The 22805-nt window shown below is 70.8% G+C and carries 30 protein-coding genes; 18 read left to right on the forward strand and 12 right to left on the reverse strand.

Annotated features, from left to right (window positions below):
- Positions 1-146 precede the first annotated feature (146 nt).
- Positions 147-749 carry a dTDP-4-dehydrorhamnose 3,5-epimerase family protein gene (locus tag AC07FN_RS12415; protein WP_478389958.1) on the forward strand — a complete coding sequence of 201 codons (603 nt, stop codon included), beginning with the start codon at positions 147-149 and terminating at the stop codon, positions 747-749.
- Between the two features lie 4 nt (positions 750-753).
- On the opposite strand, the gene AC07FN_RS12420 is transcribed toward AC07FN_RS12415, so the two are convergent.
- Positions 754-1068, reverse strand: coding sequence for a S24/S26 family peptidase (locus AC07FN_RS12420; RefSeq protein ID WP_132489776.1), 315 nt, complete (start codon positions 1066-1068; stop codon positions 754-756).
- Between the two features lie 79 nt (positions 1069-1147).
- On the opposite strand from AC07FN_RS12420, the gene sodN reads away from it, so the two are divergent.
- The 3 genes from sodN (at position 1148) to AC07FN_RS12435 (ending at position 3013) form a co-directional block, all read left to right on the forward strand.
- On the forward strand, positions 1148-1555 hold the full coding sequence (sodN, locus tag AC07FN_RS12425; protein ID WP_093277413.1) for a superoxide dismutase, Ni: 408 nt from the start codon (positions 1148-1150) through the stop codon (positions 1553-1555).
- Between the two features lie 87 nt (positions 1556-1642).
- A complete protein-coding gene (locus AC07FN_RS12430; RefSeq protein ID WP_478395697.1) occupies positions 1643-2089 on the forward strand; it encodes a cytidine deaminase in 447 nt (148 codons plus the stop codon).
- Between the two features lie 57 nt (positions 2090-2146).
- On the forward strand, positions 2147-3013 hold the full coding sequence (locus AC07FN_RS12435) for an alpha/beta fold hydrolase (protein WP_478395698.1): 867 nt from the start codon (positions 2147-2149) through the stop codon (positions 3011-3013).
- Between the two features lie 18 nt (positions 3014-3031).
- Here AC07FN_RS12435 and AC07FN_RS12440 read toward each other — a convergent pair whose 3' ends face one another.
- Positions 3032-3430 carry an NAD(P)H-dependent oxidoreductase gene (locus tag AC07FN_RS12440; RefSeq protein ID WP_478395699.1) on the reverse strand — a complete coding sequence of 133 codons (399 nt, stop codon included), beginning with the start codon at positions 3428-3430 and terminating at the stop codon, positions 3032-3034.
- Here AC07FN_RS12440 and AC07FN_RS12445 point away from each other — a divergent pair, their 5' ends adjacent.
- The 5 genes from AC07FN_RS12445 (at position 3431) to AC07FN_RS12465 (ending at position 6677) form a co-directional block, all read left to right on the forward strand.
- Positions 3431-3727: a hypothetical protein gene (locus tag AC07FN_RS12445; protein WP_478395700.1), complete on the forward strand. Its 297-nt coding sequence runs from the start codon at positions 3431-3433 to the stop codon at positions 3725-3727.
- Between the two features lie 195 nt (positions 3728-3922).
- Positions 3923-4873, forward strand: coding sequence for a GlxA family transcriptional regulator (locus tag AC07FN_RS12450; protein WP_478395701.1), 951 nt, complete (start codon positions 3923-3925; stop codon positions 4871-4873).
- Between the two features lie 11 nt (positions 4874-4884).
- Positions 4885-5508 (forward strand): DJ-1/PfpI family protein, encoded by a 624-nt coding sequence (locus tag AC07FN_RS12455; RefSeq protein ID WP_358503561.1) that lies wholly within the window; start codon positions 4885-4887, stop codon positions 5506-5508.
- Between the two features lie 30 nt (positions 5509-5538).
- Positions 5539-6135, forward strand: coding sequence for an acid phosphatase (locus AC07FN_RS12460; protein WP_478389967.1), 597 nt, complete (start codon positions 5539-5541; stop codon positions 6133-6135).
- A gap of 74 nt (positions 6136-6209) precedes the next feature.
- Positions 6210-6677 carry an N-acetyltransferase family protein gene (locus AC07FN_RS12465; protein ID WP_478395716.1) on the forward strand — a complete coding sequence of 156 codons (468 nt, stop codon included), beginning with the start codon at positions 6210-6212 and terminating at the stop codon, positions 6675-6677.
- A 9-nt stretch (positions 6678-6686) separates the two neighbouring features.
- On the opposite strand, the gene AC07FN_RS12470 is transcribed toward AC07FN_RS12465, so the two are convergent.
- The gene (locus AC07FN_RS12470; RefSeq protein ID WP_452616709.1) at positions 6687-7118 is read right to left on the reverse strand and encodes a hypothetical protein; all 432 of its coding nucleotides are present in this window, start codon (positions 7116-7118) and stop codon (positions 6687-6689) included.
- Between the two features lie 427 nt (positions 7119-7545).
- On the opposite strand from AC07FN_RS12470, the gene AC07FN_RS12475 reads away from it, so the two are divergent.
- Both AC07FN_RS12475 and AC07FN_RS12480 read left to right on the forward strand, forming a co-directional pair.
- Positions 7546-8472: a diacylglycerol/lipid kinase family protein gene (locus tag AC07FN_RS12475; protein WP_358582360.1), complete on the forward strand. Its 927-nt coding sequence runs from the start codon at positions 7546-7548 to the stop codon at positions 8470-8472.
- A 249-nt stretch (positions 8473-8721) separates the two neighbouring features.
- Positions 8722-8976: a WhiB family transcriptional regulator gene (locus AC07FN_RS12480; protein WP_093277399.1), complete on the forward strand. Its 255-nt coding sequence runs from the start codon at positions 8722-8724 to the stop codon at positions 8974-8976.
- Between the two features lie 282 nt (positions 8977-9258).
- Here AC07FN_RS12480 and AC07FN_RS12485 read toward each other — a convergent pair whose 3' ends face one another.
- Both AC07FN_RS12485 and AC07FN_RS12490 read right to left on the reverse strand, forming a co-directional pair.
- Positions 9259-10752 carry a histidine kinase N-terminal domain-containing protein gene (locus AC07FN_RS12485; RefSeq protein ID WP_478389970.1) on the reverse strand — a complete coding sequence of 498 codons (1494 nt, stop codon included), beginning with the start codon at positions 10750-10752 and terminating at the stop codon, positions 9259-9261.
- Positions 10753-10782: 30 nt separating this feature from the next.
- The gene (locus tag AC07FN_RS12490; RefSeq protein ID WP_478395702.1) at positions 10783-10998 is read right to left on the reverse strand and encodes a biotin/lipoyl-binding carrier protein; all 216 of its coding nucleotides are present in this window, start codon (positions 10996-10998) and stop codon (positions 10783-10785) included.
- Positions 10999-11177: 179 nt separating this feature from the next.
- Here AC07FN_RS12490 and AC07FN_RS12495 point away from each other — a divergent pair, with 179 nt between their 5' ends.
- Positions 11178-11255, forward strand: coding sequence for a 50S ribosomal protein bL37 (locus AC07FN_RS12495; RefSeq protein ID WP_371812874.1), 78 nt, complete (start codon positions 11178-11180; stop codon positions 11253-11255).
- Positions 11256-11330: 75 nt separating this feature from the next.
- Here the strand turns inward: AC07FN_RS12495 and rsrA are convergent, their stop codons facing one another.
- Both rsrA and AC07FN_RS12505 read right to left on the reverse strand, forming a co-directional pair.
- Entirely contained in the window at positions 11331-11663 is a 333-nt protein-coding gene (gene rsrA / locus AC07FN_RS12500; protein WP_132489802.1) for a mycothiol system anti-sigma-R factor, read from the reverse strand.
- Positions 11660-12364, reverse strand: coding sequence for a sigma-70 family RNA polymerase sigma factor (locus tag AC07FN_RS12505; RefSeq protein WP_478395703.1), 705 nt, complete (start codon positions 12362-12364; stop codon positions 11660-11662). Before AC07FN_RS12505 ends, rsrA begins: the two co-directional genes overlap by 4 nt.
- A gap of 227 nt (positions 12365-12591) precedes the next feature.
- Here AC07FN_RS12505 and ybaK point away from each other — a divergent pair, with 227 nt between their 5' ends.
- Positions 12592-13068, forward strand: coding sequence for a Cys-tRNA(Pro) deacylase (gene ybaK, locus AC07FN_RS12510; protein ID WP_478395704.1), 477 nt, complete (start codon positions 12592-12594; stop codon positions 13066-13068).
- Positions 13069-13372: 304 nt separating this feature from the next.
- On the opposite strand, the gene AC07FN_RS12515 is transcribed toward ybaK, so the two are convergent.
- Genes AC07FN_RS12515 through AC07FN_RS12525 form a run of 3 tightly spaced genes read right to left on the reverse strand, consistent with a single transcriptional unit; the run spans position 13373 to position 15488 of the window.
- Positions 13373-13984 (reverse strand): alpha/beta hydrolase family protein, encoded by a 612-nt coding sequence (locus AC07FN_RS12515; protein ID WP_478395705.1) that lies wholly within the window; start codon positions 13982-13984, stop codon positions 13373-13375.
- Positions 13981-14697 (reverse strand): SOS response-associated peptidase, encoded by a 717-nt coding sequence (locus AC07FN_RS12520; RefSeq protein ID WP_478395706.1) that lies wholly within the window; start codon positions 14695-14697, stop codon positions 13981-13983. Before AC07FN_RS12520 ends, AC07FN_RS12515 begins: the two co-directional genes overlap by 4 nt.
- A gap of 26 nt (positions 14698-14723) precedes the next feature.
- Positions 14724-15488 carry an SOS response-associated peptidase gene (locus tag AC07FN_RS12525; RefSeq protein ID WP_478395717.1) on the reverse strand — a complete coding sequence of 255 codons (765 nt, stop codon included), beginning with the start codon at positions 15486-15488 and terminating at the stop codon, positions 14724-14726.
- A gap of 135 nt (positions 15489-15623) precedes the next feature.
- Between AC07FN_RS12525 and aroA the strand changes: the two genes are divergently transcribed.
- The 4 genes from aroA to AC07FN_RS12545 all read left to right on the forward strand — a co-directional run bounded on the left by aroA (position 15624) and on the right by AC07FN_RS12545 (position 19801).
- Positions 15624-16892 (forward strand): 3-phosphoshikimate 1-carboxyvinyltransferase, encoded by a 1269-nt coding sequence (gene aroA, locus AC07FN_RS12530; RefSeq protein WP_478395707.1) that lies wholly within the window; start codon positions 15624-15626, stop codon positions 16890-16892.
- Between the two features lie 16 nt (positions 16893-16908).
- Positions 16909-17916 carry a ribosome small subunit-dependent GTPase A gene (rsgA, locus tag AC07FN_RS12535; RefSeq protein WP_452616718.1) on the forward strand — a complete coding sequence of 336 codons (1008 nt, stop codon included), beginning with the start codon at positions 16909-16911 and terminating at the stop codon, positions 17914-17916.
- Between the two features lie 141 nt (positions 17917-18057).
- The gene (locus AC07FN_RS12540) at positions 18058-18924 is read left to right on the forward strand and encodes an SCO4651 family lipoprotein (RefSeq protein ID WP_478395708.1); all 867 of its coding nucleotides are present in this window, start codon (positions 18058-18060) and stop codon (positions 18922-18924) included.
- Positions 18925-19009: 85 nt separating this feature from the next.
- The gene (locus tag AC07FN_RS12545; protein WP_478395709.1) at positions 19010-19801 is read left to right on the forward strand and encodes an SCO4651 family lipoprotein; all 792 of its coding nucleotides are present in this window, start codon (positions 19010-19012) and stop codon (positions 19799-19801) included.
- Positions 19802-19850: 49 nt separating this feature from the next.
- Here the strand turns inward: AC07FN_RS12545 and AC07FN_RS12550 are convergent, their stop codons facing one another.
- Together AC07FN_RS12550 and AC07FN_RS12555 are read right to left on the reverse strand one after the other, a co-directional pair.
- The gene (locus AC07FN_RS12550) at positions 19851-20354 is read right to left on the reverse strand and encodes a DUF6912 family protein (RefSeq protein ID WP_452616721.1); all 504 of its coding nucleotides are present in this window, start codon (positions 20352-20354) and stop codon (positions 19851-19853) included.
- Complete coding sequence (locus AC07FN_RS12555) at positions 20351-21787, reverse strand: WS/DGAT/MGAT family O-acyltransferase (RefSeq protein ID WP_478395710.1); 1437 nt, start codon at positions 21785-21787, stop codon at positions 20351-20353. The genes AC07FN_RS12550 and AC07FN_RS12555 overlap by 4 nt, the downstream gene beginning before the upstream one ends.
- An 84-nt stretch (positions 21788-21871) precedes the next feature.
- Here AC07FN_RS12555 and AC07FN_RS12560 point away from each other — a divergent pair, with 84 nt between their 5' ends.
- The gene (locus AC07FN_RS12560; protein WP_452616723.1) at positions 21872-22636 is read left to right on the forward strand and encodes a TrmH family RNA methyltransferase; all 765 of its coding nucleotides are present in this window, start codon (positions 21872-21874) and stop codon (positions 22634-22636) included.
- The last annotated feature ends 169 nt before the right edge of the window (positions 22637-22805 follow it).

Here is a 22805-nt window from a genome sequence, read left to right on the forward strand (position 1 = left end):
GCTTTCGGCAGTACGCTCGTCCGGTTTCAGTCCGGCATTCCGCAGTACGTACGTCCGGTTTGAATAAGGGGTCGAATAGCTCGCACGGCCGATATCAACTCCGCCCCACCGATCCGCATTCCAACCGGGCCCATAGGCTTTCGGACGTGCAGGTACGTCGACTTGAGATCACGGGTGCCTACGAGTTCACCCCGAAGGCCTTCCCCGACCACCGCGGGCTGTTCGTCGCGCCGTTCCAGGAAGCGGCGTTCGTCGACGCCACCGGGCACCCGCTGCGGGTCGCGCAGACCAACCACAGCGTCTCGGCGCGCAACGTCATCCGCGGCCTGCACTTCGCCGACGTGCCGCCGGGCCAGGCGAAGTACGTGTACTGCCCGCGCGGCGCGCTGTTAGACGTGGTGGTCGACATCCGCGTCGGCTCCCCGACGTTCGGACAGTGGGAGGCGGTCCGGCTGGACGCCACCGAATACCGCGCCGTCTACCTCGCCGAGGGGCTCGGGCACGCCTTCGCCGCGCTCACCGACGACACCGTGATGACCTACCTCTGCTCCACGCCGTACAACCCGGCGGCCGAGCACGGCATCGACCCGCTCGACCCGGATCTGGCGCTGCCGTGGTCCGACCTCGACGGCGAGCCGATCCTGTCCGAAAAGGACCGAGCCGCTCCGGGCCTCGCGCAGGCCGCCGAGCAAGGCCTGCTTCCGGATTACGAAACCTGCCTGGCCCACTACGAAAGCCTGCGCGGCTGAGCCGTCACCGCACGCGGCCGGGCTTCGGCCAGAGGCGCCAGCGGATGACGCCGAGCACCTCGGCCGGGCCGAGCTCCCGCGAATCCGTCGAACCGAAGGCGTTGTCGCCCTCGACGTGCCAGCCGTCGCCGTCGCGCCGCAGCGCGCGCTTCACCGAAAGCTGCCCCGGACGCTGCGCCCAGCGCACCAGCACGACGTCTCCCGGCCGGGCGGAACCCCGCAGCCGCAACAACACCACGTTGCGATCCCGCAGGGTGGGAACCATGGACGGCCCGCGCACCAACAACCGCCGCCAAGGCCACCGGCCGAGGGATTTCACAGGCACCTCCACTGGGACTTCGAGGATCTTCAAGAGTAGGGTCGCCCCTGTCGGAGCACTCACTTGTCAGGGAGGAATCATGCGACTCCTGTCGCGAATCCTCAGCCCCCGCCTCGAGGCAACCGCGCACTGCGACCTGCCGTGCGGCGTGTACGACCCGGCGCAGGCGCGGATCGAGGCTGAGTCCATCAAGGCGATCCAGGAGAAGTACCAGGCCAATGAGGACCCGGAGTTCCGCACTCGCGCGATTCTGATCGCCGAGCAGCGCTCCGAGTTGGTCAAGCACCACCTGTGGGTGCTGTGGACCGACTACTTCAAGCCGCCGCACTTCGAGAAGTACCCGCAGCTGCACGAGCTGATCAACAAGGCCACCAAGGCCGCGGGCGCGGCCGGGACCAAGGGTTCCATGGAGGCCAAGTCGGGTCAGCAGCTGCTGGACTACATCGCCGAGATCGACAAGATCTTCTGGGAGACCAAGCAGGGCTGAGGTCGTAGTTCCGCGAGGACGCCGGCCGGTGGGAAGCACTTCCACCGACCGGCGTTCTTTCGTGTTCCGGCCCGGCAGACTGGGCGGATGGGACTCGATCAACGACTGGTGGACGCGGCCGTGGAGCTGCTGGAACGGCGTTGGGGGCACGCCGAGCAGGCCGTGGCGGCCGCCGTGCGGCTCGACGACGGCCAGATCCTGACCAGCACCAGCCTCGACAACCTCAACGCCGCCGCCACCCTGTGCGCCGAGACCGGCGCGCTCTGCCAGGCGTACACGCTCGACAAGCGCGTCACCGCGTCTGTCTGCGTCAGCAAATGGCCTGGTGCCGAAGGCCATCCCGTGCTCGCGCCTTGCGGCGTCTGCCAGGAGCGGCTCGCGTTGTGGGGCCCGGACGTCGAGGTGGCGGTGGCCGATGCGGACAGCCCTTCGGGCTGGTCGGCGCGGACGCTGCGCGAGCTGAACCCGTTCTACTGGGGAACCCTGTTCTCCGCCGACGGCGGCTGGCCGTCCATCGCGGAGCACCTCGCCTGATCCGGAGACCTGAAATTCGAATGCGCCCGCATGCGGGCGCGTCCACAATTGACGACCGTGGACGTTTCGGAACCGACGCGGCTCGGGCTGCACGAACTCGCCGATGGGCGCCGCCTCACCTGGGGCGAGTGGGGCGCGGCGGACGGTGTCGCCGTCCTGCTGTGCCCCGGGGCCGCGACGAGCCGGCGGCTCGGATTCGGCGCCGATGTCGTCGACGCGCTGGGAATCCGGCTCATCTCGGTGGACCGGCCCGGCCTGGGCGCCTCCGATCCCGCACCCGGGCGCACGCTCCGCGACTGGGCCGACGACATCGCCGAGTTCGCCGCCGGGCGCGGCATCGACGACCTCGCGGTCGTCGGCTACTCGGCCGGTGGACCGTTCGCCCTGGCCTGCGCGGCGGCGGGCGTCGCGAGCCGGGCCGCCGTCGTCGCCGGGGCCGACGAGTTCGCGGTGCTCGGCGACGCGCTCCCCGGCGACCTGCGCGACATGGTCGGCGCGGTCGCCGCCGATCCGGCGGCGGCCGAGGAGTCGTTCGCCGAGTTCGGCAGCCCGGAGGCGCTGTGGAAGCTGATCGTCGCCTTCAGCCCGGAAACCGACCTCGCCGTCTACCGGAACCCGCGGTTCGAACGGGCTTTCCGCCGTGCCATGGCCGACGGTTTCGCGCAGGGCGCGGCGGGGTACGCCCGCGACACCGCGCTGGCCATGAGCCGCTGGCCGTTCGCGGCGGAAGACATTCGCGTCCCCGTCGACCTCTGGTACGGCCGGCTGGACACCAGCCCGAGCCACTCGCCCGACTTCGGCGCCGCGCTGGCCCGGCGCATCCCGGGCGCCCGGCACCACCTCGTCCCGGACGCCGGGGGCGCCCTGCTCTGGACCCACGCCGAGCAGATCCTCCGCGGCCTGGCGGTGCCGACCGGCCACTGACCGGCCGGCGCCGCTCGATCAGCCCTCGACGGCCTCGCCGAACAGGAAGTCCGCCGCCGTGGTCTCCGCTTCGGCGAGCACCTGCTCCCCCGCCGCGTTCTCGGTGTCGTGGACGAGCCGGAGCTCCGCGTCCTCGATGCCGCAGAAGTTGGAGACGCCCACGCGGAGCTGGGTCTCCATCGCCCCGGCCAGGCCGGCTTCCGCGTATCCGCCGCTCGCCCCGCCGGCCAGCCCCAGCCACAGCATCCGCTTCCCGGCCAGCCGCGCTTCGGCGGCGCCGTAGGCGAAGCCGTGGTTCCACGCCCGGTCGATCCAGCCCTTGAGGATCGCCGGCGGGCCGAACCACCACACCGGGAACACCAAAGCGAGGTCTACGCCGAGTTCGGCCTGGCCCTGACCACGCGCCGCCGAGGCCACTTGGACGAGGCAGAACGCCTGTGGCAGCGCCAGCTGGCGTGGAGCCGCCAGGCCGCGGACGACCCGGGCGCCGCCCTGGCGCTGTCCGAACTCGGCTTCATCGCCGAACTGCGCGACGCCCCCGAAGCGGCGCGGAACCTCCATGCCGAGGGGCTGTCCCTGGCCCGCGGCACCGGCGATCCGCGCGCGGTCGCGCTGGCCCTGGAAGGACTGGCCGGTGCCGAAGCGCTGGCCGGTGGAGCTGCGGCGGCAGCGCGGCTGCTCGGCCGCGCGGCGGCCGCACGGGAGTCGGTCTGAGCTCCGCTGCCGCCCGCGGAGCGCCACGACGTCGACCGGATCACCGGCCGGGCGAGGGAAGCGGCGAGCCCCGATGTGTTCGACGCGGAGTTCTCGGCGGGCCGCGCGACGGGCCCGGCACCAACGCAGCACTCGTCCTGATCGGTGGGGTACTAGTCCTTGAGGACATACCCCGGAGCGGCCAGGCTCGAAGGCGTGGACAGGCACGAAGTGGTCATCGCGGTCTACGACGGGGTCCAGCTGCTGGACGCCGCCGGGCCGATGGAGGTCTTCGACGGGGCATCGCGGCTCCTCGACGGCCGCTACCGGGTGCGCCTGGCGTCGCTGGGCGGCCGGGACGTGGTGACGTCGTCGCGGGTCCGCCTCGGCGTCGAAGCCGCGCTCGAGGAGATCACCGAGCTCGGCACCCTCGTCGTCGCGGGCGGCGAGGGCACCCGCGAGGCGATGTCCGACGCCGAGCTGATCGGCCAGATACGCCGGCTGGCCGGGCTCGCCGAGCGCATCACCTCGGTGTGCTCCGGGGCGTTCCTGCTGGCCGAGGCGGGCCTGCTGGACGGGCGCCGGGCGACCACGCACTGGGCGATGTGCCACGAACTCGCGGCGTCCTACCCGGCCGTGACGGTCGAGCCGGACTCGATCTACGTCCGCGACGCACCGCTGGTGACTGCGGCCGGGGTGACCGCGGGAGTCGATCTCGCGCTCGCGCTGGTCGAGGACGACCACGGCGCCGAACCGGCCCGCACGCTGGCCAAGTGGCTCGTGGTGTTCCTCCAGCGGCCGGGCGGCCAGTCGCAGTTCAGCGTGTGGAACTCGGCCCCGCCGGTGGGCGACCGCGCGCTCCGCGAGCTGCTCGGCGACATCTCGGCGTGCCCGGCCGGCGACTACAGCGTCCCGGCGATGGCCGCGCGGCTGGCGATGAGCCCGCGCCACTTCACCCGCCTGTTCACCAGGGAGGTCGGCACCAGCCCCGGCCGGTACGTCGAGCGGGCGCGCGTCGAAGCGGCCCGCGCGCTGCTGGAGGCCGACCGGGGCGGTGTCGCGCGGCGCTGCGGCTTCGGCAGCGCCGAGACCATGCGGCGGGCCTTCCTCCGCCAGCTCGGCGTGCCGCCGAGCGCCTACCGAGACCGCTTCCGCACCGCAGGCTGAAGGAGTCCACCGTGGACATCGCATTCGTGCTCTACGACAAGTTCACCGCGCTCGACCTGGTCGGGCCCTACGAGACCCTGGCGGGCAATCCGGCCGTCACCCCGCACTTCGTGGCGGCGGGCCGCGGCACCGTGCGCTGCGAATCCGGGCTGCCGGTCCAGCCGACGACGACCTTCGCCGAGCTCGACCGGCCCGACGTCGTGGTCGTCCCCGGCAGCTCCGCCTGGCGCACGGCGCTGGACGACGAGGAGCTGGTCTCCTGGCTCGCCGCGGTGCACCCGAACACGACGTGGACGACGTCGGTGTGCACCGGATCCCTGCTGCTGGCGAAGGCCGGGATCCTGACCGGCAAGCGCGCGACGACGCACTGGACGGTGCGCGAGGTGCTGGGCGAGCTGGGTGCCGAGGTCGTCACCGACCGGGTCGTGTTCGACGGGAAGGTCGTGACCGGAGCCGGCGTCTCCGCGGGCATCGACATGGGACTGCGGCTGGCCGCCGAACTGTGGGGCGAGGACACCGCGAAGATCACCCAGCTGCTCCTGGAGTACGACCCGCAGCCGCCGTTCGACACCGGCTCGCCGGAGAAGGCCGGCCCGGCGCTGCTGGCCGCCGCGCTGAAGGCGCTGAAGGGGTAAGCCCAGCGCAACGCGGTTACGCTCGACGCCGTGGCACAGGATGAGCACCGCGTTTACGTCCTCCGGCACGGCACGACCGAATGGTCGCGGACCGGCCGGCACACCAGCCGTTCCGACATCCCGCTCACGGTCGAGGGCGAGCTGCGGGCGCGGCAGGCCGGGCAGACGCTCTCCGCGTTGCGCCCGGCCGGGCCGGTCGTCGTGCTGGCGAGCCCGCGGCAGCGCGCCCAGCGCACGGCGACGCTGGCCGGCCTGGCCGACGTGGTGACCGAGCCGCTGCTCGCGGAATGGGACTACGGCGACTACGAGGGCCTGACCACGCCGCAGATCCGCGAGACGGCGCCGGAGTGGACGGTGTGGACGCACCCGTGCCCGGGCGGCGAGACCGCTGCGGACGTCACGGTGCGCGCCGACAAGCTGCTGGCCCGCATCGCCGACACCGGCTCCGACGTGGTCCTGGTGGGGCACGGCCACTTCAGCCGCTGCCTGATCGCCCGCTGGCTGGGGCTGCCGACCACGTCGGGCGTGCACTTCGCGTTGGACCCGGCGGGGATCACGGTGCTGGGCCACGAGCGGGGCGTGCCGCAGGTGGAGCGGTCCAACATCCCGCCCTGGCAGCAGGGCTGACCGGGCAATTCCGCCGCACCGGCGGTCACCGGCCCCGAATATCCTGGGGCCAAGTGACTCACGTGGAGGTATCGATGATCCGCCGGGCGACCCCAGCCGACGTGCCCGCCATGGTCGGGCTGGTGCACGAACTCGCGCTGTACGAGAAGGCACCGGAGCTGTGCCACCTGACCGAGCAACAGCTGCGGGACGCGCTGTTCGGCCCGGCACCCGCACTGTTCGGCCACGTGGCCGAAGTGGACGGTGCCGTCGCCGGACTTGCGTTGTGGTTCCTGAACTTCTCCACCTGGGAAGGCGTGCACGGCATCTACCTGGAGGACCTCTACGTCCGCCCCGAGCAGCGCGGATCCGGCCTCGGCAAGGCACTGCTGCAGACCCTGGCGAAGGAGTGCGTCGACCGCGGCTACGCGCGCCTGGAGTGGTCGGTGCTGGACTGGAACGAGCCGTCGATCAACTTCTACAAGGCGGCCGGGGCGATCCCGATGGACGAGTGGACCGTGTACCGGCTCACCGGCGACGCGCTGCGCACGTTCAGCGCCTGACGCGAGCTCCTACGCGTCGCGATCGGCGTCGGGGGCGGCGCCTGCGTAGAACGACCAGGCCCGCCCTTCCCGGTTGAACAGGAACCACAGCACTGCGATCGCCGGCACCGCGAGCACCAGCGCGATCAGCGGCTGCCCGGACGGCCCGAACGCGTACCAGGCGGTGCCCAGCAGCAGCAGCTGCATCAGCAGCGCGGGCGTGCGAGCCCAGTGCTTGCCCCGCCACAGGCCGATGCCCGCGGCCAGCACGCCGGAGGACAGCAGCGCGTAGTACCCGGCCTCGCCGAGCATCTGAGCCGGCTCGAACTGCCCCACACCCCCGACGTCGGACGAGGTGCTGCGGACCAGCAGGGCCACGACGAAGCTCAACCCGACCGCCGCCTGCAGGGTGGTCAGGACACCGGCGATGCGGATGGTGCGCGGGACGACTTCGGTCGGCACGGTCGATTCGCCTTTCCCGGAAACCACTTCGGTGACTCTGCGTACGCACCAACGATGGTAATACCGCCCGAACGCCGCATGGCTGCGACCACCGTCACGCGCAATGATCGACTCATGGCTCCAGCGGCGGTCGGGGATATCGGGGTGTCCTCACGATCCGCCGTGCGCCCGGCAGGTCCCGGCGGAAGACGATCGGATGCGCTCCGGGGTTGCGCATCCGGGTCCCCCGGGAACTCGGTGGCGGTCGAAGGCGTGGCGCACCCGCTCCTGGTGTCTCAGCCCGCCGGACCCACCGCAGCCCGGCGCATGGGCCGACCCCTGCACGCCTCGCTGCGGAAGGGGGCGGTCCGGGAGAGCTGACCCGCGCGGCGGACGCCGAACACCGGAGGGTGCGTCGGCGCACAACGGCCTCGCCTAGGCTGCGGTTGTGCGCGCCGTACTCGTCGTCAACCCGCAGGCGACGTCCACCACTGCGGCCGGCCGGGATGTGATCGCCCACGCGCTGGCCAGCGAGCTGAAGCTGGACGTCGTCGAAACGCAGTACTGGGGCCACGCCTCCGACACCGCGCGAGCGGCCGTCGAGGACGGCGTCGACCTGGTGATCGCGCTAGGCGGCGACGGCACGGTAAACGAGGTTGTCAACGGCATGTTCTCGGCCGCCGAACGCGGCGACCGGGCGATGCCGACGCTGGGCGTGGTGCCCGGTGGCTCGGCGAACGTGTTCGCCCGCGCGCTCGGCCTGCCCAGGGATCCGGTCGAGGCCACCCACCGGTTGCTGCGCGCGGTGGCCGAGGGCAGCGGCCGGCTGGTCGGGCTCGGCAAGGCCGACGACCGCTGGTTCACCTTCAACGCCGGCGTCGGCTGGGACGCCGAGGTCGTCGCCGAGGTCGAACGGTTGCGCTCCCGCGGCCAGAACGTGACGCCCACCCTGTACGCGCGCACCGCGTTGAGCTGCTACTTCCGCATGGCGCGCCGGGCCCCCAAGATCAGCTTGCAAATCGGTCACGAAGACCCGATCGATCAGTTGCACAGCGTGTTCGTCTCGAACACCGATCCGTGGACGTATCTCGGGTCACGTCCGGTGCGCATGAGCCCCGACACCACCTTCGACACGGGCCTCGGCGTTTTCGCGTTGCACAACATGAGTGCTTACCCAGTGTTACAACATGTAGCGCAGATGCTACGCGGTAGAGGGAAACCACACCCGAGAAACTCAATTCAGCGTGCGGACGCGGGGTATCTCCGCGTAACCTGTACGGAGCCGTTGCGCCTGCAGGTCGACGGCGATTGCCTGGGCGAGCGTTCGGCGATCGAGTTCTTCTCCGTCCCGGACGCTCTCCGCGTCGCTGTATAACCTTCTTGTAACGGATGAACGTAGTTGTCGACTCGCGACCCCCGTCTGCGACCGACGACACACCGAAACCCCTGGTCAAGCCCTGTCGATCTTTCAGGTGAGTTCCCTCACCACGCGAGATCGAACTCTTGACATCGCGGCAGTTCGTGAAAGCATTCACAAGCACACGGACTCCGTGAAAGCATTCACAAACACCCCGAACAAAACGAGCGGCGCGCATCAGGCGCGCCTAGCGAGGAGCAAGGAACGATGGACTGGCGCCACGATGCGGTTTGCCGTGACGAGGACCCGGAGCTGTTCTTCCCCGTTGGGAACAGCGGTCCTGCTGTGCTGCAGATCGCCGAGGCGAAGGCCGTTTGCCGCCGTTGTCCGGTCGCCTCCGAGTGCCTGGCTTGGGCACTGGAGAGCGGGCAGGACGCCGGCGTATGGGGCGGTATGAGCGAGGACGAGCGTCGCGCGCTCAAGCGTCGCAACACTCGCACCCGGGCTCGCACCAACGCCTGAGTCGCGAACTCGCTGAAAACGTGCCGGTGCGGTCGCACCCCCGGCGGCCGACCGCACGTTTTCGCCCCGGTCGAACGAACGGCCATCGCACCCGACAGAAGCACACCCCGACGAGACCCGGCCGATCCGCGTCGATGTCGGTCCCGGAAACCCCCACCGAGCTCTCCACCGGATGAGCTGACGGTCACCGGGAAACCGACCAGATCGGCCACGACCCGCCACCCGACCGGCGAGTCACCGGATATCGATGCACCAGCGCGGCGCCCGACCAACAGGTCGACGTCAGCGCCGGTACTTGAGAGGCACCCGCAACACCGCCTCGGTACCGCGTTGCCGGCCGCGACCGCGCAAGCTCAACGACCCTCGGAGCTCCGATTCCACGAGGGTCCGCACGATCTGCAGGCCGAGACGTTCGGCGCGTTCGAGGGAGAAACCCTTCGGCAGGCCGCGACCGTCATCCGAGATGACGACGTCCAGCCAACGCGCCGAACGCTCCGCCTGCACAACGACTTCGCCGCCCTGCCCTTCCGGGAAGGCGTGCTCGAAAGCGTTCTGGACCAACTCGGTCAGCACCATCACCAGCGGCGTGGCCAGCTCGGCCGACACCACCCCGAACCGTCCCTCGCGGCGCACCTTGACACCGGTCTCGGCCACGGCGACGTCGCTCATCATCGGGATCACGCGGTCGACCACGTCGTCGAGATCAACCCGCTCGTCCACCGACATCGACAGCGTCTCGTGCACCAGGGCGATCGACGTCACCCGCCGCACCGACTCGTCCAGCGCGAGCCGCGCCTCGGTGTTCCCGGTGCGGCGCGACTGAAGCCGCAGCAGCGCGGCGACCGTCTGCAGGTTGTTCTTGACGCGGTGGTGGATCTCGCGGATCGTCGCATCCTTCGACATCAGCGCGCGGTCGCGGCGCTTGACCTCGGTCACGTCGCGCACCAGGACCAGCGCGCCGGCCTGCTGGCCGCGAGGCCGCAGCGGCAGCGCCCGGAACAACACCGTCGCGCCCCGGGCCTCGGCCTCGATGCGCATGCTGGGCTGACCGCCCATCGCCCGGCGGACGCGCTGCGCCACCTCGTCGGCGTCGAACGGATCGTTGAGCAGCGACCGGGTCAGCTGCGCGAGCTGCGCCCCGACCAGATCCGCCGCGTGGCCCATGCGGTGGTAGGCCGACAGCGCGTTCGGGCTGGCGAAGACGACCGTGCCCGAACTGTCCAGGCGGATGAGCCCATCACCGACCCGTGGGCTGGTGTGCACGTCGGGCGCCGGCTCCGGCGTCGGGAAGGTGCCGTCCGCGACCATCTGGCACAGGTCGGCCGCGCTGCCCAGGTAGGAGATCTCCAGCGGCGACGGCACCCGCGGCACGGCCAGGTTGGTGTCCCGGCTGAGCACCGCGACGATCTCGTCGCCCAGCTTCACCGGGATGGTCTCGCGGCGCACCGGCACGCCCAGGTGCCAGCGCGGGTCCTCCTCGCGGCAGATCCGGCCCTCCAGCGCGGCGCGCCGCAGCTGCGGATGCTCGTCCTGGGTGACCTCGGTGCCGACGACGTCTTCCGGGTGTGCCGTGGGCGCCGTCGTCGGCCGCGCCTGCGCCACGCACAGGAACCGGCTCTCCGGCGCGTCCTGCGGCCCGATCGGAACCCAGAGCAGGAAGTCGGCGAACGACAGGTCCGACAGCAGCTGCCACTCGGCGACCACGAGCTGCAGGTGGTCGGCGGCGGTGCCGGACAACCCGGTGTGCTCGGCGAGCAGATCACTCAGCGTGGACAAGATCCGCCTCTCTGGGTCGGCGCGGTCGCGTCACTCCACGACCGCGATGAGATCGCCTTCCTGGACCACGTCGCCCGGCTTGACGGCAACCGTACTGACCGTCCCCGACACCTCGCTGAGCACCGGGATCTCCATCTTCATGGACTCCAGCAGCACCAGCGAGTCGCCGTCGCTGACCGAGTCGCCCTCAGCCACCGACACCGCCATCACGTTGGCGACCATCTCGGCGCGGATCTCCTCGGCCATGCGCTCCTCCTCGTCGCGGACCCGGTGGGCCCCTGATTAGGAAACCATGACCGGAACCACCCGCCGGCGGCAGGTAGCGGACATGTCAAACTGGATGCTCGAAACCCCAGCGGAGACCGGGTGGTCGTGAAGACCTGCGAACGGTCGGACTGGTCGGAAGCGAACTTTAGGGAGTTGCCATGGGTAAGCGTGCCCGCAAGAAGAAGGACCGGCGCAAGAACAAGGCCAACCACGGCAAGCGCCCCAACGGCTCGTGAGCGCGACGGCACCAGCCGTCGAAAGCTCGAATGGCCCCGTACCACTCGGTCCGGGGCCATTCGTCGTCTTGCGGGTCATTCCGCCGAAGTTCGCTTCGCCCGCACTTCCACCGAGGTGCCTTCGGGGCCGCGCTCGACGGTCACTTCCGCCTTCTCCAGAACGGCCTCGCGGATGGAGGCCCGCAGCCGGGCCTTCAGCTCCACGGGCGCGTGCTCACCACTGCACTTGCGGTGCAACAGCGCCTTGATGTGCTCCTCGATGCCGAAGTGCTCGAGGCAACTCCCGCACCCGTCGAGGTGCTGCTGCACGGCGGCGCGCCGCTGCTGGTCGCACTCGTTGTCCAGGAAAAGCCACACTTCAGCGAGCACGTCCTCGCAGGAGGCTTCGTCCGGCCCACCGCAGTTCATTTGGTGCTCACCTCCCGCTGGTTCTGCCGCAAGAAGCCGCGATCACGGGCGACGTCGGTGAGCATCTCACGCAGCTGCCGGCGACCACGGTGCAACCTCGACATCACGGTGCCGATCGGGGTGCCCATGATCTCGGCGATCTCCTTGTAGGCGAAGCCTTCCACGTCCGCGAGGTAGACGACCATGCGGAACTCTTCGGCCAGCTGCTGGAGAGCGGCCTTCACATCGGTGTCCGGCAGCCGGTCGAGCGCCTCGACCTCGGCCGAACGCAGGCCGCTGGAGGTGTGGTTCTCCGCCTGCGCGAGCTGCCAGTCGGCGATCTCGTCGGTCGGCTGCTGCTGGGGCTGCCGCTGCCGCTTGCGGTAACCGTTGATGTAGGTGTTCGTGAGGATCCTGTACAGCCAGGCCTTGAGGTTCGTGCCCTGCGCGAACGACTTGAACGCGGAGAAGGCCTTGAGGTAGGTCTCCTGGACCAGGTCCTCGGCGTCCTGCGCGTTGCGGGTCATCCGCAGCGCCGCGCCGTAGAGCTGGTCCAGCAGCGGCATCGCGTCCCGCTCGAAGCGGGCCGCGCGCTGCTCGTCGGCCTCCTCACCGCGGTCGACCACGGCGGAGTCGACCGGTGCATCGGTGTCGGCAGTGCTGAGGCGCCCGACGTCGCCGGGCCGCCCGGTTGCGTCCGGGTGCTCTGAGGTGCTTGGCACCGGGCTCCTTTCCCGCCGCCTGGACGAGGTGACTGCAGGCGACGAACCCATGCGATCCTTCGCATGGTCCGCATTCGAGGATACCCGTGCTCGCCTGCTATTTCCCGGTGGTGATAGCGGCGCACGCTCGGGGCGGTCCAGCACGCAGGTGTTCGTCGAATCCATCGTCACGCCCCGTCCAACGCAATGGGCGCCGGGAGATATTCCGGCCTTCTAAAGTGACGCTCATGGCAGGCAAGGGCACCCCGGCTACGGCGCTGTTGAGCAAGCGGCGCATCCCGCACCAGGTTCACGCGTACGAACACGATCCCCGCGCCGAGTCGTTCGGCCTGGAAGCCGCCGAGGCGCTCGGCCAGCCACCGGAGCGGATCTTCAAGACGCTGGTCGCGGAGGTCGACGGCAAGCTCGCCGTGGGCGTGGTGCCGGTCACCGGCCAGCTCGATCTCAAGGCGCTCGCCGCCGCCGTCGGCGGGAAGAAGGCGAAGATGGCCGAGATCGCCGACGCCGAACGCGCCACCGGATACGTCGCCGGCGGGATTTCCCCGCTCGGCCAGAAGAAACGGCTCCCGGTCGTGATCGACGCGTCGGCCACCGGGTTCGACACGATCTACTGCAGCGCGGGACGACGCGGCCTGGAGATCGAGCTGGCGGCCGACGACCTGGTCCGGCTGCTCGACGCCCGCGTCGCCGACATCGCCGGTTGACCGCCCCGGGGGAGCGGACGGGCCGCTCCCCCGGGCGTTGGTGCGGCTGCCGCGCAACAGCCGCACCGGGACCCGGACAGGCCGGGGCATTCCTCCTGCCCGGGAGCATCGACGAGATCGCAGCCGAATTCGCTTTTCGCAGAGCGATTCACACCCCGACCGCGATTCCGGGCGATCGGGAGAAACAAAATCCCCCCAGTACCGCACCGATGTTGCGGCATCCGGGCAGAACCGGCAACGCGGCGCTTTCGAGCGGACGAATCGGCCGCCGGAATCGTGCCACCGGTCACAACTATTTCGAGCGCTAGTCCATGAGGCGGAGAATCTTGCCGAGCCACTCCTGCGCGGCGCGGAACACGGCGTCCACGTCGGCCTTCAGCGAGTGGTCGCCGGGCACCAGCACCACCTCGCGGTTGTGCGACGGTTCCGGCTGGCCGAACGCGTCCCGCTCGCCCTGCACCACCAGCACCGGGGCCTCCACCCCGTCGAGCTCGCCCAGCCGCGACTTCTCCGGCTTGCCGGGCGGGTGCACCGGGAACGCCAGGCACAGCACCGCCGACGCGGCGCCCGCCTCCGCGGTGCGGCAGGCGACGCGCGCCCCCGAGGACCTGCCGCCGAAGATCAGCGGGAGATCCGCGAACCAGCGCTCGCCGAGGTCCTCCACCACGGCGAGCCAGGCCGCGTCCAGCTGCTTGGCCGGGGCGGGCGCCCGGCGGCCGGCCACCCGGTAGGGCTGCTCGACCAGCGCCACGTGCACGCCGGCTTCCGTCGCGGCCCGCGTCACCGCAACCAGGTCGGGCGCGGCGATCCCTCCGCCCGCGCCGTGCCCGAGCAGCAGCGCGGCACGCCCCTCCTCCGCGCAGTGCAGCTCGGCCCTGGCCGGGCCGTGCGGCGTCTCGACCTCGACCTTGGTCATGACTCGAACAGCGCGGCTTGTTCGGCGGGCGCGGGTGCCGGTTCGACTCGTTCCATCAGGTCAGGATGGTTGTTGCGCATGCTGTTCACCTCGGTGGAGACGGGGTGGATCGCCAGTTCGGCGAGCACCTCCGGTTCGGGTTCCAGCAGGTCCGCGATCTCGGTGCGCTGCGGATCGAGCCAGTCCGCCCAGCGGTGCCTCGGCAGCACCAGCGGCATGCGGTGGTGGATGCCGGCGAGCTCGCCGACGGCATCGGTGGTGACGACCGCGCAGGTCACCAGCGGCTGGTCGGTCGAGTTCGGCGCCCACCACGCGGAGAACACCGCGGCCATCGCCAGGCTCTCGCCGTCCCCGCGAGTGCACAGGTAGGGCTGTCGCCGCTGGTCACCGGGCTGCCACTCGTACCAGCCGGTGGCGGGCATCAGGCAGCGGCGGCGCCGCGCCGAGTCCGCGAAGGCGGGCTTGGTGGTGATGGACTCGGCACGCGCGTTGATCATGGGCGGGCCGCTGCCGATCTCCTTCGCCCAGGTCGGCACCAGGCCCCAGCGCACCGGGCGGACGCTGCGCTCGGCGCCGCGCTGCACGACGATCGGCACCGTCTTGGTCGGCGTCACGTTGAAGTCCGCGCCGACGGCCCCGGCCGTGCGATCCGTCGCCGCGAATTCCTCGGCCAGCGCCGCCGGGTCGTGCCGGACGGCGTACCGACCACACATCAGAGCTCACCCCGCGCCCGAACCGCTCATTTCGCTTCCGGATCCAAACCTACCGCCTGCGGTTGCGCATCGAGCGACACGCGTTCCAGGAGTTCGGCGCCGTTGTTGCGGACGCTGTTGACCGCGGTCGACACCGGGCGGATCTCCAGGCCGTCGACGAGCTCCCGCGACGGCGCGCCGAGCAGGTCGGCGACGTCCGGCTGGTCCGGGTCGAGCCACTCGTCCCACGCCGTCGCCGGCAGCAGCAACGGCATCCGGTCGTGCACCTCGGCCAGCTGCCCGAGCGCGCTGGTGGTGAGCACCGAGCAGGTCACCAGCGGCGGCGCGTCCTCGGCCTGCGGATCGCGCCAGGTGGCGTAGATCCCGGCCATCGCCAGGCTGGCACCGTCCGGGGAGGTCATGAAGAACGGCTGCTTGCGGCCGCCTTCGCGCTTCCACTCGTACCAGCCGTCGGCGGGCAGCAGGCACCGGTAGCGCTTGATCGACGTCCGGAAGGCCGGCTTCGTCGTCACCGTCTCCGACTTCGCGTTGATCATCCGGCTGCCGATGGACTTGTCCTTCGCCCACATCGGCACCAGGCCCCACCGCATCACCCGGATGGTGCGCTCGGTTCGATCGAGCTCGCGTTCACCGGCATCGTCTCGGGGATGCCGCTGCACCACGGTGAACACGTTCTTGGTCGGCGCGACGTTGAAATCCGCTCCCGGTGCAGCGCCGCCGGTGGCGTCCAGCGCCGCGAACTCCGCCGCGAGCTTGCCCGGATCCTTCGTGGAGGCGTACCTGCCGCACATGCCTGGTCGGACCTCCATCGCCTCGTGGTCGAGCGGTCCTCCTCATCCTGTCAGGCCGCATCGTCGCAGGCGAGCGGCATGGCCGGATTGCCCCCGCCGCTGAAATCAGGGGGCCGGGTGGGGGATCATTGCCCTATGACCCAGCTCTGGCCTGCTCCGGTCGCCCGCGGCGCCGTGCACGCGACCGTCCCGGTGCCCGGTTCGAAGTCCATCACCAACCGCGCGCTGGTGCTCGCCGCACTCGCCGACGGCCCGTCGACGCTGCGCGCCCCGCTGCGCAGCCGGGACACCGAGCTCATGGCCGGGGCTCTGCGTGCCCTCGGGGTCGAGATCCAGGACGGGCCGGACGGCTCGTGGCAGGTCGCGCCGGGCGAGCTGCGGGGACCGGCCGAGGTCGACTGCGGCCTGGCCGGCACGGTCATGCGGTTCGTGCCGCCGGTGGCGGCCCTGGCCGACGGCCGGGTCACCTTCGACGGCGACCCGCAGGCCCGCCAGCGGCCGCTGGGCACGGTCCTCGACGCGCTGCGCGAGCTGGGCGCCGACATCAGCGGCAACGCGCTGCCGTTCGACGTGCACGGCACGGGGAAGCTCACCGGCGGCACGGTCACCATCGACGCGTCCGCGTCGTCGCAGTTCGTCTCCGGGCTGCTGCTTTCCGCGCCGCGGTTCGAACAGGGCGTCACGGTGCTGCACGAGGGCAAGCCGGTGCCGTCGCTGCCGCACATCGAGATGACCGTGGCGATGCTGCGCGCCGCCGGCGTCGACGTCGACGACCGGGAGCCGAACACCTGGCGGGTGGCGCCGGGCGCGATCCGCGCGCTGGACGTCGAGATCGAACCCGACCTGTCCAACGCCACCCCGTTCCTCGCCGCCGCGGCGGTGACCGGCGGCACCGTGACCGTGCCCGGCTGGCCGGCGCAGACCACGCAGGCCGGCGACGCCATCCGCGACATCCTGAGCCGGATGGGCGCGCGGGTGGAGCGCACCGCGGCCGGGCTGACCGTCACCGGCCCCGCCGAGCTCACCCCGGTCGACATCGACCTGCACGACGTCGGCGAGCTCACCCCGACCGTCGCGGCGCTGGCCGCCTTCGCGACCGGTCGCTCGCGGCTACGTGGCATCGCGCACCTGCGCGGCCACGAGACCGACCGGCTCGCCGCGCTGCAGAACGAGCTCACCAAGCTCGGCGGCGCGGTCGAGCAGACCGAGGACGGGCTGCTGGTCGAGCCGCGGCCGCTGACCGGTGGGAACTGGCATTCCTACGCCGACCACCGGATGGCCACGGCCGGCGCGATCCTCGGGCTGAAGGTGCCCGGCGTGGTCGTCGAGGACATCGCGACGACCGCCAAGACGATCCCCGACTTCCCCGGGATGTGGGCGGCGATGCTCGGGGAATCGGCGTGAGCGCGGGGGCGGCCTGATGCGCAAGCGCGGTTGGCGGGATCTGGACGAGTCCGATGTGCGGGTGCGCCCCGGGCGCCGGGGCAGCCGTCCGCGCAGCAAGCAGCGCCCCAAGCACGAGGACGCGGCGGCCGCGATGGTGGTCGCGGTCGACCGCGGCCGGTGGACGTGCGCGCTGGACGGGAACCCGGACCGGCTGGTCACCGCCATGCGGGCGCGCGAGCTGGGCCGCACGCCGGTGGTGGTCGGCGACCGCGTCGGCCTGGTCGGTGACATCTCCGGCAAGCCCGACACGCTGGCCCGGATCGTGCGGGTCGACGACCGCACCAGCGTGTTGCGCCGTACCGCCGACGACACCGACCCGTACGAGCGGGTCGTGGTCGCCAACGCCGAACAGCTGATCATCGTGACCGCGCTGGCCGATCCGCCGCCGCGGCCCGGCTTCATCGACCGCTGCCTGGTCGCCGCCTACGCGGGCGGGCTGACGCCGGTGCTGTGCCTGACCAAGGCCGACCTCGCCGATCCCGGCGAGTGGATCGCCACGTACTCGTCCCTGGACATGCCGATCACGATCACCCGCCAGGACTGCGAACCCGAGGAACTCCGCGCGCTGCTCGCGGACCGGGTGTCCGCGCTGGTCGGCCACTCCGGCGTCGGCAAGTCCACATTGGTCAACCGGCTGGTGCCGGCGGCCGACCGGGCGACCGGCGAGGTCAGCGGCGTCGGCAAGGGCCGGCACACCTCGACCTCGGCGGTCGCGCTGCCGCTGCCCGGTCGGGGCTGGGTGGTGGACACCCCGGGCATCCGCTCGTTCGGCCTGGCGCACGTCACCCCGGACGACGTGATCGCCGCGTTCGAAGGCTTCGCCGAGGCGGCGGAGGAATGCCCGCCGAACTGCGGGCACCTCGGTGGTTCCGATGACCCGGACTGCCACCTGGACACCTACGCCGCCGACGGCGGCAGCGTCGAGCAGCTCGCCTCGCTGCGCCGCCTGCTGCGTTCCCGGGCCGGGCTCGACGAGGTCTGATCCCCCGAACGAGACTCGATCGTCCCCTGTGGTGCGACGACTTCGTTGTTAGCGTGGATCTCGGCGTCCGCTGCGGGTTTTTCCTTGACCGCGCGGACGATTCGGCCACCGCACGCTGACACGGCCCGAGGAGCTCGCCCGATGCCACGAGCCAGCACCAGGACCGCGGTGTTGTCCGCCGGTCTCACCCTGATCGCCGCGCTGGGCGCCTGCGGCGCCGAACCACTTCCGCAGCCCGGGCCGCTGATGGCCGTCCGCCCCGACCCCCGCCCGCGAGCGGATGTCATGTTGTCGCAGGTCATCAACAAGATCAGCGAACGCGGAAGCGTGCACAGCAGCGTGCGCGGAAGCCTCGGCCTGGTGGGCGAACTGACCGCCGAAGGCGCCGTCCGCTACCGGGGTCCGCAAGCCGATCTCGCCTTCGAAGGCCAGACCAGAACGCCCGGGAACCTGTCGTCGCAGCGCCTCTCACTGTCCATCATGGACGGTGTCGGCTACCTGCGGACCCCGCTGGTGCGGCCCGAGCCGGACAAGCCCTGGCTGAAGATCACGCCCGGTGGCGCCGACTTCGGCGACAAGCTCCTCGGCCCCGCGCTGGACCAGCTGCACGATGCCGTCGACCCGCGCGCCGCCTTCACCGGCATCGAGCCCGCCACCCGCATCCAGACCAGCGCGCCCGACACCGTCGACGGCAAGCCCACCACCCGCTACGAGCTGCGGATCATCACCTCGCAGGCCGCCGACTTGGCCGACGATCCGCAGCAGCGCGACCGGTTCCGGCAGGCCGCCGATGCCGGCGAGCGGGAACTCGGCTACCAGCTGTGGCTCGACGACTCCGGCCTGCCCGCGCGGTTCGCCGCCGACCAGGAGGTCGCCCAAGCGGGCGAGGTGTCGCTGACCTCGACCTACCGCGACTGGGGCGCCCCCGCCGACATCCCGGTCCCGCCAGCCGGGCAGATCGGCGTCTTCGACACCTTGCCGCCGCAGGCGCAGCAGCCGCCGCGGTGACCGCACTTCCCGCAAAACGCCCGGAAGAGGCATGAAGAACTGTTACTTTTCGGGCATTGCAATCTTCATGCAGAGAGGAAATCCCGTGCGCCGCACCACAGTCGCCCTGTCCGCAGCAGCGTTGGCGATCACCCTGGGCGCCTGCAGCCAGGGCGGCACGCCAGCCGACCCGGGCAACGCCGGCCAGGAGCAGACCGAGAGCTCCAGCTCGCCGTTCAAGGACGTCTCGTCGCTGATCAGCTCGGCGAAGTCCAGCATGGACGCGAAGAAGACCGTGACGGTGTCCTTCGAGGGCACCGGCGCCGTCCAGGCCCTCGGCTCCACGAAGTGCCAGCTCGACATCGTGCAGACCGAGATGGCCTGCACCGGAGCGACCGAGATGGTGTTCACCAAGGACGGGATGTACATCAAGAGCCCGGAGCTGGCCCAGCTCTCCGGTGACCCGAGCAAGCCGTGGCTGAAGATGGCCGCCAACGACTCGATGGCGCAGCAGCTCGGCCAGCTGGGCAAGATCAACGACCTCGAGTCCATGCTCCCGCCCGGGTCCAAGATCACCTCCAGCGCCAAGGAGCAGGTCGACGGCCAGGAGGCGACCCGCTACGAGATCGTGACCGACCTCAAGGCGGCCGCCGCCGAGGCCAAGCCCGAGGAGAAGCCGGCGTTCCAGGCGCTGGTCGACGCCGGTGTCACCGAGGTCAAGCAGACCGTGTGGGTGGACGCCGAGGGCCTGCCGCTGAAGGCCGACTCGACCACGCCCGCCCTCACCGTGGCCGGCCAGCAGATCCCCGAGTCGACCATGACGGTGCGCTACAGCGACTGGGGCAAGCCGGTCCAGATCACCGTGCCGCCGGCCGACCAGGTCCAGGAAAAGCGCTGAAACCGCGGTGCGGCCCGAGGCGACTCACCCGGGCCGCACCACCCGGTCGCTACATCAGCTCCAGCAGGAACGGCACCTCTTGCGGGGCGTACCAGGCGAGTTCGTGGTCCTCCGCCTCGCCCAGGGTGAAGTCCGCGTCCGGATCGCCGAGGTCGGCGGCGTCGATGACCTCCGCCGCGGCGCGCACCGCGTCCTCCGCTTCCGTGGCGTCCACGTGCACGGCCGCGATCTTCTTCCACTGCACCGGCCCGGACACCTTCACCACGGCGTGGTCCAGATCGGGCCGCAGCGTCACGTCGTCGACATCGGCGGAGATCACCACCCGGCGGAGCTCGACCTTCTCGCCCGCGCCCAGGTCACCACCGATCAACCGCAGCGACGCCCGAGCAGCCTCACGCATCGCCGCGTACTCCAGCTCCTCCGTGTCGCCACTGGCGTAGGACTCGCGCAGCGCCGGCGTCAACGCGAACGCGGTCCCACCCAACGGCTGCAACTGCTTCTCCTCCACCAGTCGCCGCAACATCGGCACCGTGGCGGGCAGGTAAACCCTCATGCGTCGACCGTCCCGATCATCTCGTCCACTGCTTCTCCGATCATCGCCGCCAACACGTCCACATCGGGCATCGCATCCCGATCCGCGTTCAACCCGAAGTACACGCCGCCGTCGTAGGAGGTAACGCCTACCGACAGCGACTGGTTCTTGGCCAACGGCACCACCGGGAACATCTCCATCATCCTCGCTCCCGCCGCGTACAACGGCACCTGCGGTCCCGGAACGTTGGTCACCAGCACGTTGAACAATCGGTCCGAGAACTGGTTCGCGACCCGTGCCCCCAACGCGTGCAGGGTCGGCGGCGCGAACCCGGACACCTTGACCAGCGCACCGGCCGCCACCGACTGCCCGGACTCCGCGTGCGCGCGCATGGCATGGCTGACCTGGTGCAGCCGGACGATCGGATTCCCCTCGCCCACCGGCAGATCCACCAGGTACGCGGACACCTTGCTGCCGACCGACCCGACAGGCAGGCTCCCGGTCTCCGGGTACGTCGCGCGCGCCTCCGCATCGTCGGAACGCACCGACACCGGCACCATCGCGCGCAGCGTCGTCGACGGCGACACCACTTCGCCGCGGGACAACAACCAGTTCCGCAGCGCGCCGGTCACCACCGCCAGCACCACGTCGTTGACGGTGCTGCCGTGAGCTTGGCGGACGGCACGGAAGTCGTCGAGCTTGGCCCGCGCGACGGCGAACCGGCGCTGCGTGGAGGTCGGCGCGTTCAACGGCCCGCTCGGTGCAGGGACCACGGCGGTGCGCAGCGCCGAGGCGACACCGCCCAGAGCCCGCGTGATCTTCTGGACCGTCGCGGTGGCGTCGGCGACCGCCGCCCGAACGTTCTCCACCACCTCGCCGGGACGTTGCACGGCGTCGGTCATCGCCTCGACCACCAGCTCCGCGAGGCTCGGCTCCGGGCGCGGCATCCACAGCTCATCGGCGTCCGGAACCTGCCGGTCGCGCTCAACGTCCAGGATCACCTGGCCGATGTCGATCGCGCCGATGCCGTCGACCATCGCCTGGTGCGTCTTGGTGATCACCGCCACCCGGTTCTTGGACAGCCCCTCCACCAGGTAGATCTCCCACAGCGGCCGGGTGGGGTCGAGCTTCCGGGACATCAGCCGCGCGGCCAGGTCGTGCAGCTGATCGTCGTTGCCCGGCTTGGGCAGCGCCGACCGCCGCACGTGGTAGGTGATGTCGAAGTCCTGGTCGTCCACCCACACCGGACGCACCAACCCGCCCGGAACCTGCATCACCCGCTGCCGGTATCTCGGCACCAAGCCCAGCCGGCGGTCGATCAGCGCCAACACCCTGTCGTAGTCGAACCCGGTGCGCGGGCGCCGGAACACCGCGACGCCACCGACGTGCATCGGCGTCGTGTAGTCCTCCAGGTAGAGGAACGAGGCGTCGACTGCGGAGAGACGATCGGACATGTCCGCGATCCTGGCACACGAGCCGCCGGATCCCGAGGGGTTCCAGTCGAGGAGGGCGCGGCGGAGCATGTGACACTTGGAAGCGTGACCAGCGAAGTTTCCCCTAAAGATCGATTCGTCACCGTTTACGGCCGCAAGCCGGTGCTGGAGGCGTTGACGGACTACGACCTTCGCGTGGACAAGGTGATCCTCGCCGAGGGGCTGCGCGGCTCGATCATCGACGAGATCCAGGAGGCCGCCGCCGACCGCGCGGTGCGGGTCCAGCGCGCGAGCGCGCACCGGGTGAAGGTGCTGGCCGGGAACGGCCGGCACGACCAGGGCGTGCTGGCCGACGTGGTGGCGCGGAAGATGCGGCCGCTCTCGGACGCGCTCGCCGACCCCGCGCACGCACCGCGAACCATCCTGCTGCTCGACGGTCTGACGACGCCGGCGAACGTAGGCATGATCCTGCGCACCGCGACCGCAGCCGGAATCGACGGAATCGTGGTGCCGCACCGCGGCGTCGCCAGCCTCGACCCGCTGGTCATCAAGGCTTCGGCCGGAGTGGCGTTCCACGCCCCGGTCCTGCGGACCCGCACCGCCGGCGAGGCCGCGGAGCTGCTGACCGAAGCCGGCTACCCGTTGTTCGCGCTCGAAGCCTCCGCGGAGGAGAGCATCTTCGACGCCGACTTCGGACCGCGCGCGGTGTTCGTGCTGGGCAGCGAAACCGCCGGGCTTTCGGAAGACGTGCAGGCACGAGTCGCCCAGCCGTTGTCCATTCCGATGGCCGGTGGGGTGGAATCGCTCAACGTCGCCAGCGCCGCAGCGGTGCTGTGCTTCGAACTCCTCCGACGCAAGCTGGCTTCCTGAACCTTGAACGGGTGGTGGTTCGGCCGCGACCGCGGCCGTCCGCCACTCGATGACTGCTCCAGCGATGCAAATAAAAAGGGTCCCTTCTTTTCCGGTGGACCGGAAAAGAAGGGACCCTTCTCACATAATGTGTCGGCGGTGTCTTACTCTCCCACACCCTGTCGAGTGC

The sequence above is a fragment of the Saccharopolyspora sp. NPDC045941 genome, assembly GCF_056431445.1.